We start from the raw sequence: 206 nt of genomic DNA, 5'->3' as shown, positions 1-206 counted from the left end.
CTCCAGCAGCTCGACACCCAGATCGTGAACGCGGACCGCTGCGCCCAGATGGACCCCGACAGCGACCTGTGCTCGGAGCACCCCACCGACCAGGCCCAGGTCTGCATCACCGACTCCGGCGGCCCCGTCCTCCGCGGCGAGGAAGGAGCCTGGGAACTGGCCGGCGTCATCAGCCGGGACGGCGACTTCGACGAGAACCCCCTCTG

The 206-nt window shown here is 70.4% G+C and carries 1 pseudogene; it reads left to right on the top strand.

The features are described from left to right. Nucleotides 1-24: 24 nt before the first annotated feature. Nucleotides 25-206 (top strand): annotated as a pseudogene (locus DSY14_RS28580) (trypsin-like serine protease); the annotation flags it as partial.

This window comes from Nocardiopsis sp. MG754419, assembly GCF_018207095.1.
In the GTDB taxonomy this organism is placed as follows: Bacteria; Actinomycetota; Actinomycetes; order Streptosporangiales; family Streptosporangiaceae; genus Nocardiopsis.
Note: the sequence above shows the minus strand (reverse complement) of the source record. Positions and strands in the feature narration are given on the sequence as shown.